The 15,094-nt window shown below is 36.1% G+C and carries 17 protein-coding genes; 12 read left to right on the top strand and 5 right to left on the bottom strand.

What is annotated here, in order from left to right; all coding sequences use genetic code 11:
• Positions 1–60 precede the first annotated feature (60 nt).
• The 6 genes from GNE10_RS04410 (at position 61) to GNE10_RS04385 (ending at position 6,328) form a co-directional block, all read left to right on the top strand.
• Positions 61–1,047 (top strand): CRISPR-associated protein, encoded by a 987-nt coding sequence (locus tag GNE10_RS04410; protein ID WP_185563827.1) that lies wholly within the window; start codon positions 61–63, stop codon positions 1,045–1,047.
• 1 nt (position 1,048) lies between these two features.
• Entirely contained in the window at positions 1,049–1,888 is an 840-nt protein-coding gene (gene cmr4 / locus GNE10_RS04405) for a type III-B CRISPR module RAMP protein Cmr4 (protein ID WP_185563826.1), read from the top strand.
• A gap of 172 nt (positions 1,889–2,060) precedes the next feature.
• On the top strand, positions 2,061–2,474 hold the full coding sequence (locus tag GNE10_RS04400; protein WP_185563825.1) for a hypothetical protein: 414 nt from the start codon (positions 2,061–2,063) through the stop codon (positions 2,472–2,474).
• Entirely contained in the window at positions 2,464–4,074 is a 1,611-nt protein-coding gene (locus GNE10_RS04395) for a hypothetical protein (RefSeq protein ID WP_185563824.1), read from the top strand. Before GNE10_RS04400 ends, GNE10_RS04395 begins: the two co-directional genes overlap by 11 nt.
• 3 nt (positions 4,075–4,077) lie before the next feature.
• Positions 4,078–5,634, top strand: coding sequence for a hypothetical protein (locus GNE10_RS04390; protein ID WP_185563823.1), 1,557 nt, complete (start codon positions 4,078–4,080; stop codon positions 5,632–5,634).
• 202 nt (positions 5,635–5,836) lie between these two features.
• Complete coding sequence (locus tag GNE10_RS04385) at positions 5,837–6,328, top strand: DUF1499 domain-containing protein (RefSeq protein ID WP_185563822.1); 492 nt, start codon at positions 5,837–5,839, stop codon at positions 6,326–6,328.
• Positions 6,329–6,345: 17 nt separating this feature from the next.
• Here GNE10_RS04385 and GNE10_RS04380 read toward each other — a convergent pair whose 3' ends face one another.
• Positions 6,346–6,600 (bottom strand): hypothetical protein, encoded by a 255-nt coding sequence (locus GNE10_RS04380; protein ID WP_185563821.1) that lies wholly within the window; start codon positions 6,598–6,600, stop codon positions 6,346–6,348.
• A gap of 154 nt (positions 6,601–6,754) precedes the next feature.
• Between GNE10_RS04380 and GNE10_RS35760 the strand changes: the two genes are divergently transcribed.
• On the top strand, positions 6,755–6,880 hold the full coding sequence (locus GNE10_RS35760) for a hypothetical protein (protein WP_260446799.1): 126 nt from the start codon (positions 6,755–6,757) through the stop codon (positions 6,878–6,880).
• Positions 6,881–6,884: 4 nt separating this feature from the next.
• Here the strand turns inward: GNE10_RS35760 and GNE10_RS04375 are convergent, their stop codons facing one another.
• The 4 genes from GNE10_RS04375 to GNE10_RS04360 form a co-directional block, all read right to left on the bottom strand.
• Entirely contained in the window at positions 6,885–7,307 is a 423-nt protein-coding gene (locus GNE10_RS04375; RefSeq protein WP_099067959.1) for a hypothetical protein, read from the bottom strand.
• A gap of 415 nt (positions 7,308–7,722) precedes the next feature.
• Positions 7,723–8,601 (bottom strand): phosphodiester glycosidase family protein, encoded by an 879-nt coding sequence (locus tag GNE10_RS04370; RefSeq protein WP_311774785.1) that lies wholly within the window; start codon positions 8,599–8,601, stop codon positions 7,723–7,725.
• Positions 8,602–8,828: 227 nt separating this feature from the next.
• Positions 8,829–9,554 (bottom strand): hypothetical protein, encoded by a 726-nt coding sequence (locus tag GNE10_RS04365; RefSeq protein WP_185563820.1) that lies wholly within the window; start codon positions 9,552–9,554, stop codon positions 8,829–8,831.
• Between the two features lie 182 nt (positions 9,555–9,736).
• On the bottom strand, positions 9,737–10,384 hold the full coding sequence (locus GNE10_RS04360; protein ID WP_185563819.1) for a sigma-70 family RNA polymerase sigma factor: 648 nt from the start codon (positions 10,382–10,384) through the stop codon (positions 9,737–9,739).
• Between the two features lie 1,227 nt (positions 10,385–11,611).
• Here GNE10_RS04360 and GNE10_RS04355 point away from each other — a divergent pair.
• The 5 genes from GNE10_RS04355 (at position 11,612) to GNE10_RS04335 (ending at position 15,066) form a co-directional block, all read left to right on the top strand.
• Positions 11,612–11,878 carry a hypothetical protein gene (locus GNE10_RS04355; RefSeq protein ID WP_099067955.1) on the top strand — a complete coding sequence of 89 codons (267 nt, stop codon included), beginning with the start codon at positions 11,612–11,614 and terminating at the stop codon, positions 11,876–11,878.
• Between the two features lie 755 nt (positions 11,879–12,633).
• On the top strand, positions 12,634–12,828 hold the full coding sequence (locus GNE10_RS04350; RefSeq protein ID WP_099067954.1) for a hypothetical protein: 195 nt from the start codon (positions 12,634–12,636) through the stop codon (positions 12,826–12,828).
• Between the two features lie 171 nt (positions 12,829–12,999).
• On the top strand, positions 13,000–13,212 hold the full coding sequence (locus tag GNE10_RS04345; protein WP_185563818.1) for a hypothetical protein: 213 nt from the start codon (positions 13,000–13,002) through the stop codon (positions 13,210–13,212).
• A 143-nt stretch (positions 13,213–13,355) separates the two neighbouring features.
• Complete coding sequence (locus GNE10_RS04340; protein ID WP_185563817.1) at positions 13,356–13,619, top strand: hypothetical protein; 264 nt, start codon at positions 13,356–13,358, stop codon at positions 13,617–13,619.
• 259 nt (positions 13,620–13,878) lie between these two features.
• The gene (locus GNE10_RS04335) at positions 13,879–15,066 is read left to right on the top strand and encodes an ABC exporter membrane fusion protein (protein WP_185563816.1); all 1,188 of its coding nucleotides are present in this window, start codon (positions 13,879–13,881) and stop codon (positions 15,064–15,066) included.
• The last annotated feature ends 28 nt before the right edge of the window (positions 15,067–15,094 follow it).

The following is a 15,094-nucleotide window of genomic DNA, read 5'->3' as shown; positions in this document are numbered from 1 at the left end:
GCCCTCAAACTAGGGCTAAAGCCCTCACTACAAACCTTAAATCTTAACGCCACTGTACCTATGTTCAAATACATAATTACAATCAATCCATTGGGATTAATGTATGGAAGTGCAGGTGCATTTCTTTCCCCAGAAAACTTAGTCGGTCGTTCCGGTGCAAAATTTCCCCCAGAAGCCGCCACACTTTCAGGATTAATGTTTAGCGTCAACAAAATTACCTCAAAATATCCTCAAAAAGAATTGCGTGAGAACCTATTTGTAGCTGGCCCTTTTTGGGCGAAACTCAAAGACAAGCAAAATTTTTATATACCCATCCCTTGGAATAAAATCATCGCCAAAAAAGCAGTAGATGAGTGGGAATTAAAAAATGGTCAATGGCAATTAGAAAATAAAAGTGAGAAACTAGAACCTGATTATCGTTGGCAAACCATAAATTCCTGGGGAATAGCACCAAAAACCCTGAAGTCTAATGAGTCTGTAGCTAAAAATCCTTGGGAATACGTTTCCTTTCTCCATCCCAAAATCAAAACATCTGAACGTTGTGTAGAAAAATCAGACGGACTCTTTCTAGAAAACTCCGTCCAAATGTCAGACGATAGTTGTTTAGTTTATCTCTCAACCTATCCTCTAGAAAACGGCTGGTATCGCTTCGGCGGAGAAAATCACATAGTCGAAATCGAGTGCGAAGAACTTAAAAATAAAAAATTCTTAACCCTATTAAATCAGCCAATTCAACGCACCTTTGCCTTAATTGCACCAGCTACATGGGGTTCAAACCGCTTCTCTCACCGCCATCCTCAACATAAAACCTTTCCTCAAACCATAGAAATGCTAACAGATAAACCAGTACCCTACCGTTACCGCGCCAAAGGTAACTTAGGAAGAGGACGTTACGCCGTTCCTGCTGGTAGTGTTTATGTTTTAGCCGAACCTTTAAACAAACCTTGGTATCAATGGGACGAAGCATGGTTCCCCGAAGAAGGTTACAGCCTAAAACGTGTAGGATGCGGTTTATGTTTACCAATAGAAATTAAAGGAGTCGCCTAAGATGTACAAAAAAGCTTATGGAATTATAGAAACCTTAGCACCTTTACACGTAGGTGCAACCGCCGGAGAAGAAAGCGGAAATTTAAACTTAATATTCCGCGACCAATTTACTCAAACAGGAATACTTCCAGGTAGTTCAATTCGCGGCCGCCTGCGTTCCGAAATGCGCCTGATAGATGGAGAACAAGCTGCAAATTATTGGTATGGTGATGCAGCAGGTTCCGAACAATCAGAAATTAATAACGAATCAATTATCAAATTTGAATACGCTTCTATTCTCTGGTTACCAGTCTTTTGTCCAGGTCAACCAATAGTGTGGGTAACAAGTCCGCGTCTACTCCAACGCTACCAAAGAATAGCTGGCGATACCGTCAAAATAAACGGTAAATCTCTCAAAGAAATAGAAATACCAGACCCTTACACAGGTTCCAAAAACTTAAAAGCGCGAGGTTCGGGAAGTCAAAAAACTTTATTTTTCAACTTAGGTTTTTTAAGCATTAAAAAAGATCCATTAGACTTATCCCCTTGGTTCCCATCCGGCAAAGAAAAACCATCAGTAATTGTAGAGGACAGCGACATATCCATGATTCACGACATGGCATTATATCGTCAAAGTCGCGTCCGTTTAAAACCCGATCAAAAAGTAGTTGAAGGCGGCGGCTTCTTCAACACCGAAGCCTTACCCGAAGGAACCATCTTAGTATTTCCCATCGCCATCAGAGACGATAAATCAGGAAAAAAATGGCAACCCTTCAACGACACCCAAACCACAGACATTTACCTTGGTGGCTTAGAATCCATCGGCTTCGGTCACTGTACCTTAACCTTAAACGGAGTCTAAACCCTCAAACTCTTCTCTGCGCCTCTGCGCCTCTGCGTGAAATAAAAAAACTGACTCATCATCATACCAAATTAGCAAAAGATGTATCGTTTCGCACCATCAGAAATTCAAGGTGCGTTAGCCTACGGCATAACACACCCTACAAATCTTTAATTACGAATTACTATCACTTATGACCTGGAAATCCTACGACTTAGACCAAGAAGCACAACGCCTAGTCCTCAAACACCGCGACCAAAAAGGAGTCATCGGTCAATCTCACAAAATGCGAATCACCGTAGCATTCGGCTTAGAAAGATTTTGGGGAGAACAACTAAGACTCTTAGAAAAAGAACCACCAAAAGGTCAATATTGGCGCGATACCTGGAAAAGCTTTACCAAAATCATGCAACAGGCCGGCATTAAACTACCCCAAGAAGATGTTAGCAATAATAACACCGCAAAAATTCAAGAAGTCGCAGCCGAATTGTGGAAACTTCCCATTGAAGACCAAAGAATTTGTTTAGCCGTCCTCACTCAATTTTGTGACAGCTTAGTTTGGTGGACTCAGCGCTATAAAAAATCAGGAGTTGGCGATGACGAATAGTAATGAAGTCCCGTTAATGTTTCAAGCCCAAATTTCCGGACGCGGACAAATACAATATATTAGAAACCCCGAACAATCAGAAAGATGGGTTGATGAATGGTTAGAAGCTGCTGCAACCGAACCACCTAAATTTAGCAGCAACGTTAAAACAAAAGAATATCAAATAACTTGGCGTTTCGTTTCCAATAGCGGACAAGATGAAGATATCATTCGGCCAGTCATCGCTGCTAAAGGATTTCCTTTTTACCCAGGCGCAAGTATGAAAGGCGCATTTTTACGCGCCTGTACCCCAGAACAAGCTAAAAAATACTGTGGTGGAAAAATAACTAATAAAGATACCCAACCAGGAATTTTACGCTTTCATGGTGGTTATCCCAAAGATGCAACATGGGTTGAAGAACCATTAATTGATGTAGTTCACCCTCAACAAGATTGGCAAGTGAAAAATAACGGTAGTCACTCAGCCTTTATTCAGATATCCCTTTATAAACCCACCTTAGTATTTGGCATTTCCAGCACCGAAAAACTAGACACCAGTGAATGGGAAATCATCTGGAGTATTTGGGATAAAGCCATAGAAAAAGGTATAGGTTCTAGAGTTAGTGCAGGTTACGGTCAACCGATAAACCACCCAGAAACCAAATTAATAACTGTTAACCTACGCGGACAAGGATTAGCCTCACAATTAATCGATAAAACCGGAGAATTTCGACCAAATACTTTTAAAGCCGCCTTACGCGGTCACACTCTGCGATTATTTAGCAGCGTTACCGATGAAAACACAGCCGAAGAATTAACCAGACAACTTTGGGGAGGTTTCGCCGGGAGAAATGGCGCAGTTGTGGGAGAGTTAGGAATTTCTTTTAATGCCGTTGATTTAGAAATGGATGAATATAAATATGGTAGGAATATCATGCCTACCTATGACTTAAATGTAGGAACTTTGAATATTCTTTGCATGGGTTCATTCTCCAAAGAATATAAAAAAGAATTGAAGACATTAGCAACACAAATTTTAAGATTTGCAATGTTGCTTGGTGGCTTTGGAAAATCCTGGCGACGCATTGACCACCGTCTCTTTTTTCCAGAGTATTTAAATGGTAAACCAATGATAGGTTGTCATTGGCAATTTACCCCACAATCAAATCAATATTACTTCCCAGTAAATAGCCTCAGCCATATCACAAATATCTTGAATGATATTCAAAAAACTGTAAACAACTGGCTGAAATTAAAAGGGAAAACCCCAACTAATAAATTAAGTTCTTGGCGCGAATCATTCCATCCGCAAAAAGTCCAAATCTGGGGACGCATTGCCCAAGATGAAGATGACAGTTTAGCCGTGAGATGGTTTCACGCCAATTACCAAGGAAGCAAATCAATTAAAGGTTCAAGTATCACAGGTAGAATGAGCCAAATCGGTAGAATTTGGCATCGTATGTACCCGCACTATATCAGAAATAAAGAAGGAGAAATCAAGCGTAAAGGTCGAGAATATGTAGAGTTATTGACAATTTTCCCTGACAAAAAAGATGAAGTAACACAGGAATTTTTAAATTTTTTACATAGTAGTGGTTTTACAAAACTTTGGGGAGAATAAATTATGAGTATTTGGATTTTAACAACAGGTAATAGTGATGTCATCCTCAAACGTGAGCAAAATTGGGGAAGTTTGTATGGTGAAGTCAGATATGATTTGAAATGTGACGAATTTGCTTTACCTCTCCCACTAAACCCCAAAGATAAAAGTGCTGGTTATACTATACCTGCTAGAGTTTTAGGTTTAGTATATGAAAACCAGCCTGATTATTACGAACGAGATTTAAAGTTTCCATTGCTTGATACTTATTGTGAATATTTACTAAGGGAAAAGATCAATTTAGAAAAAATTATAATTTTGGTAACAGACCAGAGCAAAATTTTTGAAGAAGGTCAAATTATTAACGAAAAATGTCCTTACTGGCAAGACACTTGTACACTTAAACCTCTATTACAATGGTATTTTAAAGAGAAATTTCAAGAGAAATTTAACTGCCAACTAGAATTTTTAGATATAAAACCAACAAACCCAGATAAGAAAGGTATAGATAATTGGAATGAAACCCTTTCTTTGGTAGAAAAAGAATTCCGCCAGTTAGACTATAATCCATTAAAAACAGTTTATGTTAGCCATCAAGCTGGAACACCAGCCATATCTTCTGCGGTGCAATTTGTTAGTTTAGGCAAATTCAAAAATGTTAATTTTTTAGTTAGTAATGAATATTTTGATGAAAATTATCAGCAGGCATCAAAATCTGAAGCTATTCCAAGTTCTAATTATTGGCGGGGGATGCAAATTCAAAAAGCACAGCAGTTAATTATAAGTGGCTTTCCTGGATCTGCACTCAAAATATTAGAAAATATCAAGGGAATAGATAAAAATGCTATTATTGAATTAAAAAGTATTGTTGATTTCTTCAATCTATATAATCCCCGAACAAATAGCATTGAAGATTTGACTATTTCCGAAGCTACTCAACGAATTGTTGACGCTATTGACCTCATAGGCTTTTTCTTTAATCAAAAAAATTATCTCCAAGGTATCAGTCTACTAGCGGCGGCTCAAGAAACTTTTTTAAAGGCAGCTATCTTATCACAAGTAGCATTGATTAATGAAACTGTGATTATAAATAATAGCTCTCAAAAAGCCTCTGATTTGATAGCATGGACTCCTTCAGGTTTATTTTTACATCAATCTGTTAACAATCAAAGCATTAATTTCAAAACTGACATTTTACAAAAATTAAAATTCCCAGTCAATAAATATAATATAGATAAAGATTTTAAATTGACCAACAAAAATTTTGCTCTAATTGCTTGGTTAAACAATATAGATAAGACTTTTGTCAAGTGGCCGTTATTACTTTGGTATTGTGACCCGAATAGAAATACAGAAGATGACCTGCGTAACCAATTAATGCACAACTTGTGCGGCGTAGAGGATAGTGAAGTGATTGATTATTTATTAGGATATAAAACTCATCAAGTAACTGATGTTATGTCAGCTTACGTTAATCATGTTAAGCAACCGTTTTTGAATGCAATCAATCATTTTAAGCTTTCTTACAAAAGAGAGAAGTTGTCTAAGAGACTTCAAGAAATCGCAAATTCTCTGATTTGACTATCTAATACCAATTCAATTAGTGATTGCAACACATTCTGGGGTGAAGACGCGATGAATCGCGTCTCTACAAAATGGTCTATTTGTATAACAAATATTTTGTGTAATGGTATTACAGTTTTCATCGTATAAGCATTAACTCCCACAACTGCGCCAAAATGACCGAAAATAATTGAGTCAAACCAACAGGAGTAAATTTATCATGTCTCCCCTGCTAACAGCGATCGCCACCCTCGGCTATGCCAAAAGACTCTTATGGAGTCTCACTCTCACAATACTCCTAACTTTAATGCTTCCTGGCGCTACCTGGGCTGCTTCTAGCTTAGGACTTAATAACGGTCATCTGAGTGCTTGTCCTGCTTCCAACAACTGTGTTGTCAGTCAAAACGCAGATGACAAACACGCCATTAATGCGATCGCCTACCACACAAACCGCGAAGTAGCAAAAGAAACCTTACTCAAAGTCCTCACCGTTGTTCCCCGCACACAGGTTATCGAACAAACAGATAATTACATCCATGCTCTCTCCAAAAGCCGCATTTTTCAATTTATCGATGATGTAGAGTTTTATTTTCCTGTGGATGAACCAGTGATTCATGTGCGATCGGCTTCTCGCGTTGGAGAATCAGATCTCGGCGTTAATCGCAGACGTATAGAACAAATTCGTCTAGCTTTACGCGATTTAAATATTTGATTTTAGCGATTTCTGATTCAAGTATTGTGAATTCTGAATTCTGACTCCTGACTCCTGACTCCTGACTCCTGCTTTATTGTTTGAATTGGTGGACGTTGATTTTTACCTTCGCTATAACCTAAATCATACATACTCGCTGCTTGAGAATCTTGTTCTGGTGACATTTTAAACCGCCCAGCCCAAGCATCAGATTTTCCTAAGTTAAACCAATCTTCATCAGTCATCTCAAAGACAAATGTGTTAAAAGTGGTTTTTTTGATGTAGGTATCCATATAACTATTCCATACTGCTACAAAAGGCTTTTGTACACTACCCTATTGCCATAATGACAATAAACTTAGTGAAGATTACCTCTTCCCTAAGTATGAAAAGATATAAGTTGTCACGCATTTAATTTGTATGTCTTTTGATGTTGACTGTTGACTGTTGACAGTTAACCGTCAACAGTCAATGAAGCAGGCGATCGCTTTAGCAGCACCCCCTTACAACTTGTTGCATTTATATCAAGATTTGAATGAATTGGTATCAACCCTGATGAATAGACAATTCTAAATTTTTATGAAAACCGATACAAAATATTTCCACTTTCACCTACTTCAAAAGAAGCATTTAGTTCCTTGGCTTTCTCATCTAAATATTCTTTAGCTTTTTGGGTTGATATATCAGCATTTTTCGCCATTTGCAATACTGTAATCGTTCCAGAATTACTCTCAACTAATTCTAAAAACACCGATTGAAGATGCTTTTGTTCTGCTTCCAAGAGTAAAGTTTTTTGTTTTTTACTCTCCTGAATTACAGACCAACTCAACCAACTTCCTATCATTGTTGACGGAATTGTGAAAACAACTAAAGCAGCTACAGCACCTTTTTTGTCTTCAGGGGTAGTTTTAGGATTGATAATTTCCCAAAGCATCCCAGCAGACAATGGTATGCCAAATACGAGAAAAAATAACGCTAAAAACTTTTTAACTAATTTCATATAACTTTTACTCGCTGACTAATAGACAAGAGTCAGAATCCACAATTGGTGAATACTCTACCCATAAAGAGATAGAGTATTAATGTTTCTTCAAGGATACATCAACAAAATACGAGAATGCTTACATTATAATTTGTATAATCTAAAACGTCTTGCCTAAAAATTAGTCTTACCTGAGTTTGTCTTTCTTGACGTGAGAAATTACAGCAAGTCATAAATACAACTTACCAATTTGCTAATATTTCTAAGTAGTGGTTCATTGTATTAACTTTGCTCAGTGAATTAACTTTTTAACTTATTTTCTTCTTCCTCTTTCTTTGCGTACTTCTCTGACGAGACGCTACGCGAATGCGTACTTTGCGGTTTGTTCTTTAAAACCCTCATCATAACTAATACGATAAACCACCAGTTATGTTTATTTTTCTTGAACCACTAAAACTGATTTCACAGGCCGTTTGATGAAATTTCCCTGCAAATCAATTTTTCCGTAAAAAGTTTTACCCTTGTAATAAAGCGAAGACGAACTACCACCATCTAAATTCATCGCTTTCTCAACACCAAGGGTTTTCATAAAATCTGCTAACGCTGGTAACGAAATTCCCGAATTAGCCCCACCTAAAGATTTTTGACTAACCATGACTAAAACAACACTTCCATCACGGGTAATTCCTACAGCAGTTCTAGCATTGAGTTGGTTGCTACCAAGTGCATCTCGTTTATTAACTTTATCTACAAAAGCTTCTTCTACTAACGTCAGTTGTGGTAATAGTTGCGGCCCAGCGCCTATAGCATCGATTAACTTACAACCGTCTGGTGGTGGTTCATTGTGCAAAGCAATATCATATTTGATATTTTCCCCGCATAGATAACGACGGAATTCTGTGCGGTTGAGAATTTTACTTAAGTAAGGTTTTAAGTTGGGATTATTTACTAAGCGATGGTTTTGTTTGGGGTCAGCTACCAATTTTCCTTGTATGATGACATAGGATGTAGTTTTTTGGTTGGCTGGATCGAAAAAGCCTGCATTAAAAATGGCGATCGCTTTATACTTTTGGGCAAACTCTTCTACAGTACCTACTTTGTCTGATAGTGCAGGAGTTACCAAAAATTGACTGTTAGCTGGAACGAATAGAACATTCGCTATGCTTTCGGCTAAAGTGCGCTGTTCATAGCGGATAGATTTTGGTGGTGAAACTGCAACAGTAGGTATTGATGTCGGTAAGGAACGCATATTAAACCACAACACCATTCCCAAACTGACCAATGTCAAATTCAATAGCCAAATTTTCCTCACTTGTTACCCCCAAAAATAGCTGCCATATTCTTATGGATGCTAGCTTATAAACCAGATGCAGTTTAAACTAGCTTTTGCAATTTTAGAGGCTATATTTTAAGAAATGTAAAGAAAATTCAGTGGAGCGATCGCTACACATGAAGATTGATTTTAGGTATTACTGAATAATGAAATAATTAAAGCTGCTATTGTTAACAGTCAACAGTCAACGCTTTAACCAAAATAACTTATTTATTAAAACCGTAAAATCTCAAATTTTTGTCAGATTGCAAATCTTGTTCTAATTGCAATGCTTCATTTAAAATTGCTTGCGTAAATTTTATACTTTTTAAGTAAGTATAGTAAGCTGCCACTGGTACTGTTAATACATCACTCCAGTCTTGTTCTGCTTGATGAAAGTTTTGAATTTTTTGTTTGTTTCCAGAGTATGAGTTATCATCTGTCAACCCTAAGTGTTGAATTTCTCTCATTGCTGGTAGTTGAGAAACCAACCCATTATGATAGTCTCTGACTGTTAGCAAATAATCATAAATCTGACGGGAAAGTCGTTTGCCAACAGGTTGTAGTAAATTACAAGCCAGTGTAGGAATAATATGCCAAGTCTCTGCTAGTAAATCTCGATCTAAACCTGATATTTTAGCAGGAATCAGCAAATCTATATTACTCACAAAATCTGTTTCTACTGATAGCAGCATCACATAAACAATCAACCATTCCTCTGCTATATTTTCTGATAATTCAGGTTCTTTAACAATCATTACATAGCGAGGTGGTGAATTACCTGCTAAAAAATTGCGTGCTAAAGAAGAGTACAAATTTTGTTGCTCTCTACTCAGGAAATTTAAAGGACTTGTTATTGAGCCATTAACTTTCCAAATTTCTCCAGGTTTTGGCGTTAAGATATTACACTTTTGCTTTTTAAAAAAAATTAATTTTCCAAAATTTACGTGCATAAATTTTTTCTTGAATCAACGTTCATTGACAACCAAAACATCAACATAGGATAGTATTCAATCCATATCTAATGAATGATTGAAATTTTTTATCTATAACAACAGCTTAGTTGGTTAAGACATCAACAAATGAGAAAATTTAGATACAGAAATAACTTTGATTCAGCCCCTATTTTATTAACTTACCACTGCTGTATTGACCTACGTTGTGATGTTTGATGTTGGTATTTTTTTTGCAGTTTATCCTTCATATTTTTAATTTCCAATAGTCCTAATAACTCTGCAATCTGCTTTAATAGTTCTTGCCATCGCTTGGAAACTTCACCCTGACTGATTTTTAATTCAGCAGCAATTTGAGTTTGTGTTTTACCATCAACTTTTCCTTGCCATAATTTAAGATAATTTAGGTGTGGATAGCATTTATCAAGTTTGTCAATAGACTCTAGAGCTTTCACAATTAAATCTGCACGCTCTATTGCATCCAATGTGCTAAATTCATCAGGAATTGTGTCTAATAGAGACATATCTGTTCCTGGAAGGTTATCATCTAAACTCTGGTACTTCCGCAGACTTTCTTTACGAACAGAATCAATAATTGCACATCTAGCTACAGCAATAGCCCAGTAATAAAATTCTTTTACATTCCCTTGGCGAAACTTTCCCGCTTGAAAAGCCAGGAAAACTTTTAAATGGGCAATTTGTAAAGCATCTTCCCAAGATAAACTTGTTCCTCTGGTGTATTTGCGAGCTATTTTTTCTAATCTCTGACGATAGTCTAATTTCAGCAGAATTTCTTGATAAGAAGACAATGATTCTTGTTGTAATAGCATAAATTATTAAGCAAAATTAATTTTCTATCCCAAATGCTTTTACATCTTGAAAACAGACTCAATAGGAAATTTCAACAAATAAACAACAGATTAAATGGTTGATTGCTGACTTTTATTATGCAATTTAAAAGCCTAGACTATGTTTTCAAGCTGGATTACTTGTGTTTTATGGAAATAATTCGGTAAGTTCTAGTAAAACAACTTATCTTTCTAAAATAAATTTAAGGGAAAACAAAGAAAATAATGATGTTATTAAACAAGCAAAATGGACAATAATACGGGTATTATTGTTTTATTTTTGTGAATCAAGACATAAAAAAAAGATAAAAAGAGCTATTAATTAGAATGAAAACTTTTCATAAATTGATTAGTAACTTAATTATCGGCGATTAAATGAGGTAATATTCAAGTTCTAAAAAACTTGGAAATGACATTATTTAATGAATTTAGTCTATGATATTGCCAGACATAAATATTATGTATAATAAAATACTTTCATTGAACTCAAGTATTGTATATGAAAACTACTATGGGACTCCTATTTGATTTTTGAAAAAAATCAATACTCCTCTAGTAGTCTACCAACCCAAAAATGCGCTTCTTTCGGGCTGAGGAAACGGGTAAAGGGTAAGGGATTTAAAACCTTTCCCCTTTCTTCTTTTCCCTTTACCCCGCCAACTGGCGTACTACTACCTCCCTTCTTTCCTGTTCCCTTATGGTGCTTGCGCTGCGCGAAGGCGCACCAAGCAAATCAATTCAGGAATCAAAGCGGATTCCTATATTATTGTTGTAAATTTCCAAGACACAAAACGATTTATGTCTTATAAATATCTGCAAATACCTGTTTTCAGGATAGTCTTTTACATATAATAATCAGTGAGAAAAGTGGACTAATGCAATCAACTAAAAGCCAAGCCCTACTAACATTAGAGGAATAAAATTTGTGACTAAAATAGTAATTTATACCTTGTCTTCTAATTTTATAAACCGATTTATACACCATCTCACTACAGAAGAAGCAAAAACTATATTGGCAGGTGCTTATCCCTATGGCATTGAGATAATGAATACCACTGATAGGACGTATATCAATGCTGCTGACAATAGTACTAGATTTGATGGTGGAGGCTTCAATTCAATTAATTATCATGATAATAATATCAACACAAGAACCAGTTCCAGGTCAATATACAATTAATTTATAAAAATCCGATGATAACTAACATTATGAAAAAAATTGTTATTTCTGCTTTACATCCTAGTTACATAGAAAAATTAATTCACAATCTTACTAAAGAAGAAGCAGAAACTATATTAGCAGGTGGTTTTCCCTATGGTTTTTGCATCATGAACACTACTGATAGAACATATATCAATTCCATTGATACTAGTGTTAGATATGATGGTGGAGGCCCAGGTTCAATTAACTATCATGATAATAATATAAATACAGTAACCAGTTCCAGGTCAATATACAATAGATTTGTTTATTAGTTTTGATAATTATTGCAGATCTAGCATGATAAATTATTGATAAACCGGATTTATCACTTGTAATAAATCCGGTTTTTTATATTTTATAAATACAAAAACAAAAATAAAAATCCCCAGTGAATTCACTGAGGTTAATAAAGCAAGTATTCAGGAGTTAGTCACGGCAGAAATCGATATCAAAAAATCTTAGGTCAGGGTTTAATCAATCCAAACTAAATTTATCTATGAATTTAATGATGTCTATTTCTTCCGTTCTTATTTTCTTTAACGAATATCGAATGGAAAATATTCCTACATTAGCAATTGTCTGAGAAATTATTTGTCATATAACACTAAATTTGCATAGGAAGTATTGTTTGAAGTTGTTAGAACAGCTTTGTAGCAAAGGCTTTTAATCCAAAATCGACATCACAGACTCAATAAGCTGACGCCAATTTGGCGAACTGATGGAATATTCTGCATTGAGTGTTCGTTAAAGATAATAGGAACAGTTCACAAACAATGAAGTTTGGCTATCAGCAAAGAATTTACTTTAATATGCTGTCACGCATTTAACTTGCACATCTTTTAATGTTAGCTGTTGACGATTGAAAGTTAATCGTTAACAATCAACGAACCTGATGACTGATTGTGTAATTTATAAGCGTAATAGCTGATTTATCTGAATGCGAACTGTGACTAAAAACAATGTGCGTACCTTTTCACTGTGAAAAAGTGCCACTATACCTTGACCCTAATGCCTTTAATTACACAATATGCTGCAAATTATAGATCTCGAAAATAACAAACTACTCAGTGAAATTTCCAGTGAAGAATCTGCTAGCGTTACTGGCGGTGGACTTGAATCCTTTGGTGTCGCAAGTATTCTTGCAATAGCCACTGGCGTTTTTAAAGACCCAATTGTACAAGCCATACTATTATTTACTGCAATTAACCCTTCTCTTGAATAAGCTTTTTTCCATAAGTTGAAGAACATAACGCGCCCTTATTCGGTTCTTAAAAGTGAATCAAGTGGGCGTGTTATTAAATCTCTGATGTTAATAGTTGACCGTTGACTGTGAACTGTCAACGGTCAACAACCACCAATAGTTATCCTGTTTTAGCGTGCAGATGTACACAATATGCTGCAAATTATCGATATCGAAAATAAGGAACTTTTTAGCGAAATCTCCAATGAAGAATCTGTTAGTGTTAGTGGCTGTGAAGTTGCTCCCTATGCCTTTGCAGCCGCCGCACTCACCGCCGGACTTTTTGCTGGGTTAATTGCCTTTGGAGTTAGTTCTCTGATGTCAGAGATGGCCAATCCAACCGCCGGAAATTTTGCACAAGTTTAATCTTCCGATTTGGGTTATGAATTTTATTTAATGTTAAAAAATATTTACCTGAATCCTACCCGTAACTCAAAACGATGTAAATACCTTTTCGCTATGAATCAACGTCACTTCACTCTTAATTTTGATGCTATTAACTATACAATATGCTACAAATTTTGGATCTCGAAAATAACGAACTGTTCGCACAAATATCTTCTGAAAAATCTACTACTGTATTAGGAGGTATTGTTGGTGTTGATTTGGCTAACATTCAGGATGGTATCAATAACGTCTCAAATAGCCTTAGCCTTTTTTCTTTAGATGGCAACAAGTTATTTACGATTGATTTTTCAAGATTAACTATTAATTTTGTCATCATTTTACCTATAGGAACACCAGAAGTTGTAAGTTTGACTAATGCGAGTTAAATATTTTTGATTTTCACTGAGTGAAGTATCAATTTTAGGGAACCAAGCAAGATATAGCAATCCTATTTGAGTTGTGAAAAATATCAGTGCTAATTGTTGATTGTTGACTGTCAATTGTTAACAATCAAAAGCTTTTACACAAGATTTCGCTTTCTCATTTAAAACTGCTATATCAAATTTGTTTGACTTTTCAATTATGCTGTAACTGTTGGCGTGATTGAATGCAAAAGCTTTGCACACTAACTGGGAAAATATAATTATGGTATACAAACAAAGGCAGCCATTAACAAAACCTGTAAATTGGTATTTGATAATGTTGACAGCTGCTATGGCTGTGGTTCCTATTACACTTTCTTTCTACAGTTTTTCACGATTTCAGTTGACCTCTAAATTAGACTCATCTGTTCCTAGTGATTCTCCCACAATAACTGCTGTTACTGCTTTAGGATCTTTGGAACCTGAAGGAGAAGTTATTCGTTTATCTGCACCTAATTTTCAAGGCGGCGTTCGAGTGGGGAAACTTTTTGTTAAACCAGGAAGTTGGGTGCATGAGGGACAAATAATTGCTGTTCTTGATAGTTATTATCCACGTCTTGCAGCTTTAGAAAAAGCACAAAAACAAGTATTAGTAGCGCAAGCTAATCTCAATCAAGTAAAAGCGGGTGCCAAAGTTGGAGACATATCTGCACAGCAAGCAACAATTACTCGCCTACAAGCTGATTTGTTGGGAGCCATGTCTGCACAACAAGCTACAACTGCTCGCCTAGAAGCAGAATTGCGTAATGCTGAAAGCGAAAATCAGCGTTATCAGCACTTATACAAAGTGGGTGCTATTTCTGCTTCTGAGTCAGAGACTAGGCGTTTGCGAGTCGAAGTTCTTCAACAGCAGTATAACGAAGCCAAGGCTTCTGAGAATCGAATTGTAAAAACTATTGAACAGCAGTTGATAGAGGCCAAAGCCAAGTTTGCAAGTATTACAGAAGTGCGTTCTACCGATGTGCAAGCAGCACAAGCTAATGTCGAAAGTGTCAAAGCTTCAGTCAAACAAGCCCAAACTGAATTGGATTTAAGTTCTGTGCGATCGCCCATAGCTGGGCAAATTCTGAAAATTAATACTCGTCCTGGAGAAATTATTGGTAGTGCGGGAATAGCTGACTTGGGTCGTACACAACAGATGTATGCAATAGCAGAAGTTTATGAAACTGATATTAAAAAAGTACGTCTAGGTCAGTCAGTCGTGATTACTAGTGATGCTTTACCAAAGGAATTACGAGGAACAGTCACAGATATTGGTCTGCAAGTCGAGCAACAAAATATGTTTAATAATTTGCAAGCCGATACAGACAACAAAGTAATTCAGGTAAAAATTCGCATCAATAATATGAAAGATAACAAACAAATCACCGCTCTTACTAACTTACAAGTACAAGTACGCATTGATATTTAAATCTATAGAACGAGCTTGATTTGTGTAT

The organism is Nostoc sp. 2RC (genome assembly GCF_014222165.1).
GTDB classification, from domain to species: domain Bacteria; phylum Cyanobacteriota; class Cyanobacteriia; order Cyanobacteriales; family Nostocaceae; genus Nostoc; species Nostoc linckia.
This window is presented reverse-complemented; position numbering and strand designations above follow the sequence as displayed.